This is a genomic window from Allobosea sp. ASV33 (genome assembly GCF_016428755.1).
Lineage (GTDB): Bacteria > Pseudomonadota > Alphaproteobacteria > Rhizobiales > Beijerinckiaceae > Allobosea.
Genome location: NZ_JAELTI010000188.1, coordinates 1 through 1,960 on the forward strand (window position 1 = coordinate 1; position 1,960 = coordinate 1,960).

Here is a 1,960-nt window from a genome sequence, read left to right on the forward strand (position 1 = left end):
AGGAGTTCGCCATGTCCATGTCTGGAACAGACGTCGTCGTCGCCCCCGTGACCGTCAACAAGGAGAACCGCTCTTACGTGCAGTGGGGCCCGATCCTGGGTGGCGCGGTCATCGCGACGGCAATCTCGACCATCATGACCGTATTCGGGTCGGCGATTGGCCTGTCGATGATCTCCGCCGATTTCGAGAAGAGTTCCAGCGCCACGGCGCTGGCGATTGCAGGCGCCCTGTGGGCGCTCTGGGTCATGGTCTCGGCGACCATGGCCGGCGGCTATCTCGCCGGGCGGATGCGCCAGCCGAGCTTCGATTCTAAGGGCGAGGAGCGCAAGGTGCGCGACGCGACCCACGGCCTCCTCGTCTGGGCGACCGGGGCGCTTCTGATCACCTTCGTCGCGACCTCCTCGCTGTTCGGCGCGGCGAAGACCGCGGTCAGCGGCGTCGCCAGTGCGAGCTCGGGCGTGGCTTCGCTGGTTTCGCAGAATGTCGATCCGCTCGCGATGTCACTCGACAATGTCATGCGCGCGAATGGTCAGCAGCCGCCAACCGCGCAGGAGCGCGAAGAAGCGTCCCGCATCTTCGTCAACGCGCTGAAGAACGGCAAGATCGAGCAGACCGACCGGGACTACCTGGCTTCGCGGCTCGCCGCGCGGTCCGGCATCAGCGAGCAGGACGCGCAGAAGCGCATCGACGACGCCTATGCCCGGCTGTCGCAGGCCAAGGAAACCGCCAAGCAGGCGGCGGAGCGGGCGCGCAAGATTGCGGTCCTGACGGCGTTCCTGACCGCGGCTGCGCTGCTCGTGGGGGCGGCTGCGGCGGCCTGGGCGGCAACGCTCGGCGGCGAGCATCGCGACGAGAACCTGCTGGTCGAACCGACGCTCTGACCAATCGTGCCGAGTAAGCCCGGCTCCGCCTGGAGCCGGGCATTTTTTCGATCTGTCGAAACGATCGGCTCCCGGCAGCGTTGCTCCAGCAGCACTTTTAGAGAGGGCTTGCGATGATCGACCGGAAACACGAACGAAGCGGCAGCACCAACGGCCCGACCGAGCCCAACCAGCGGCCGCCCGAAAAGCGCGAGGACGCTGCCGAGGATGCCATGAAGGGGCCCAAGATCATCTCCGAGGGCAATCAGAAGCAACGGGCAAAGGATCACGAGACCCCTCCCGCCGGTCCGCATGCGAAGGAGTCGCAGACGAACAAGGAGGCGACGCCGGGCTCCGGCGCGCTTCCGCCGACCAAACCCGTTCGTCATATCGAGCCCGGCACGGGCTGACCCTCATCCACCTTCTCTCCGCCAGGCGTTATTGGAGGGTGTTCCGTGGAAAAGCTGAAGCTCTATCGCGCCAAGCGCGACTTCCGGAAGACGAAGGAGCCGAGCGACGCAACCGCCGTGGCGCCTTCCAACCGCCTGCGCTTCGTCATCCAGAAGCATGACGCGACCCGGCTCCATTATGATCTGCGGCTGGAGCTGGGCGGCGTCTTCAAGTCCTGGGCCGTCACGAAAGGCCCGTCGCTCGACCCCGCCGACAAGCGGCTCGCCGTCGAGGTCGAGGATCACCCGCTCGCCTATGGCGATTTCGAGGGCACGATTCCCAAGGGGCAATACGGCGGCGGCACGGTCCAGCTCTGGGATCGCGGCTATTGGGAGCCTGAGGGCAAGCTCAGCCCGCAGCGCCAGCTCGAGAAGGGCGATCTCAAGTTCACGCTCGACGGCAAGCGGCTGCAGGGCAGCTTCGTGCTGGTGCGCATGAAGCATGATCGCGACGGCGGCAAACGCACGAACTGGCTGCTGATCAAGCATCGCGACGACCATGCGGTCGATTCCGGGGGCGATGCCGTCCTCAAGGCTGACGCGTCGGTGGCCTCCGGCCGGACGTTGAAGGCCATCGCGGCGGGCCGCGGGCGCTCGCCCAAGCCCTTCCTGCTGGCCGAACAGGCCATCGACGCCGATGCGGTCTGGGAC

At 66.5% G+C, this 1,960-nt stretch carries 3 protein-coding genes; all 3 read left to right on the top strand.

Annotated elements, in window-relative coordinates; genetic code table 11:
• Positions 1-17: 17 nt before the first annotated feature.
• The gene (locus JHD80_RS26990) at positions 18-881 is read left to right on the top strand and encodes a hypothetical protein (RefSeq protein WP_199093638.1); all 864 of its coding nucleotides are present in this window, start codon (positions 18-20) and stop codon (positions 879-881) included.
• Between the two features lie 113 nt (positions 882-994).
• Positions 995-1,270, top strand: a complete 276-nt coding sequence (locus JHD80_RS26995; protein WP_199093640.1) for a hypothetical protein — start codon at positions 995-997, stop codon at positions 1,268-1,270.
• A 45-nt stretch (positions 1,271-1,315) separates the two neighbouring features.
• Positions 1,316-1,960: DNA polymerase ligase N-terminal domain-containing protein (locus tag JHD80_RS27000; protein WP_349237361.1), on the top strand; the 645-nt coding region annotated here is incomplete at its 3' end.

Bases quoted from the DNA above. Each gene is read 5' to 3' on its own strand.
- JHD80_RS26990 (WP_199093638.1), top strand. From the start codon at position 18: ATGTCTGGAACAGACGTCGTCGTCGCCCCCGTGACCGTCAACAAGGAG.
- JHD80_RS26995 (WP_199093640.1), top strand. From the start codon at position 995: ATGATCGACCGGAAACACGAACGAAGCGGCAGCACCAACGGCCCGACC.